3 protein-coding genes are annotated in these 1,658 nt (G+C 56.4%); 2 read left to right on the top strand and 1 reads right to left on the bottom strand.

Annotation, left to right across the window (positions count from 1 at the left end):
* On the top strand, positions 1-250 hold a 250-nt coding region (locus ACXJKO_RS31580), incomplete at its 5' end, for a hypothetical protein (protein ID WP_457094947.1).
* Between the two features lie 36 nt (positions 251-286).
* On the opposite strand, the gene ACXJKO_RS31585 is transcribed toward ACXJKO_RS31580, so the two are convergent.
* Positions 287-538 carry a WGR domain-containing protein gene (locus ACXJKO_RS31585; protein WP_457094948.1) on the bottom strand — a complete coding sequence of 84 codons (252 nt, stop codon included), beginning with the start codon at positions 536-538 and terminating at the stop codon, positions 287-289.
* A 255-nt stretch (positions 539-793) separates the two neighbouring features.
* On the opposite strand from ACXJKO_RS31585, the gene ACXJKO_RS31590 reads away from it, so the two are divergent.
* The gene (locus tag ACXJKO_RS31590; protein ID WP_457094949.1) at positions 794-1,522 is read left to right on the top strand and encodes a recombinase family protein; all 729 of its coding nucleotides are present in this window, start codon (positions 794-796) and stop codon (positions 1,520-1,522) included.
* Positions 1,523-1,658: the final 136 nt, after the last annotated feature.

Below are 1,658 nucleotides of genomic sequence, written 5' to 3' on the forward strand. Positions count from 1 at the left end.
ATCTTTCAGCATTTCCGGAATAGCTTCGGCAGGAAGTAAGCCTTTGAACGCTTCCGGCCAGATGCGCCAAGCTAGCGTGGTAACTCGATCTAAGTCGCCGGGTCCAATTGGGAAGATCCGATTTTCACCCATGGACGACCTTTTGCAATCGTTGCTGCAAAAAACCAAGCGCTTCCACGCGGGTTTGACGCTGCTGATCCTGTTGCTGCTTCACATGGTTACAGGTCTTGATAGCCGCGCCGCCTCTTGATCCGTGCAAGCGCATCAAGGCCTTTCTAGCCTCGCCCTACCCTGCTTGCTCATCCAARCGAACCTTACCGGCCGCGCCRATCCGGCCCCAACGTCTCACGAGAACSACRCGCCCCAGCAGATCCCGCTCGACCTCAAGGGAATAGAAACGGGCCATATTCTTCGTCGGATCGACCTTGCGCATACTAACGGGCTCAGAATTGAGCCGGCTGGTGGTATCCTCAAGATTGGGGGCACCTTTGACGATGTGTTGGCCTGCTTGGAGAAAGGAAAATGACAGCTGGCGCATGAGTGGGCCTCTATGATGAGACTAAACCATCAACGCACGAAACTCTGAACAGATTCCTTCTCCCATCGTAGTGAAGCGCTGAAAAGCTACATTTGCGGTGGATAACCTTCTTTTGAATCAGTGACTTGTGGAAACTCGCACAGTTGAGGTCTTGCAATTCTGCATAGGCATTCTCAGTGCCTCAGATGCTGCTTGCGTCAAAGCGTGGCTGTCTCTTATTCTTCAGAAACAGAGACGGAAGGGAGAGGAAAACCCATGGCGCGCAAGGATTCCATCAAGGCTGTGGCCTATCTCCGCACATCGTCTGCGGCCAACGTTGGTGCCGACAAGGACAGCGAGAAGCGCCAGCGGGCCGCCATCGAGGCCTACGCCCGGTCTGCTGGCTATGAGCTGGTGGATAGCTACTATGACGAGGCGGTGAGCGGTGCGGATCATGTGACCTCGCGCCCTGGCTTCACGGCCATGATGGAGCGGATCGCCGGCAACGGTGTGCGAACCATCATAGTAGAGACGGCCAATCGCTTCGCCCGTGACCTCATCGTGCAGGAGACCGGCTACGCCCTCCTCAAGGAGCAGGGGATTGAACTGATAGCGGCCGACAAGCCTGACGCCTTCCTGGATGATACTCCGACAGCCATTCTGATCCGGCAGGTTCTCGGTGCGGTGTCGCAGTTCGAGAAGGCTATGGTGGTTACGAAATTGAAGAGCGCCAGGGACCGCAAGCGCTTGATTCTCGTCCAAGCCGCGAAGGATGACCGAACCATCCGCGTGAAGGTGGAGGGGCGCAAGGGGTATGACGAAATCAACCCGGATATGGTGCGCCTTGCCAAGCGGCTTCATCGGTATCCAGTCAATGGCAAGCGTCGTTCGCTTCGGGATATTTCAGGCGCCCTTGCTCAGGCAGGATTCCTCACGCAGACCGGTAAGCCTTTCACAGCGGAGGCCATTTCGAGAATGGTCAAAGTAAGGGCCACAGGACAGTAAAAAGCCCCGTCGGGATCTGTCTGAACGGGGCTCGAGTTTACGGAGACGGTCAAGGGGTTGCGGGATTTGCCTCCGCATTAAGGACATGGGGGGGTCTTGTCCGGACACAATAGCGCTATGGCGCGGAAGCACGACA

Source organism: Microvirga sp. P5_D2, from assembly GCF_054049475.1.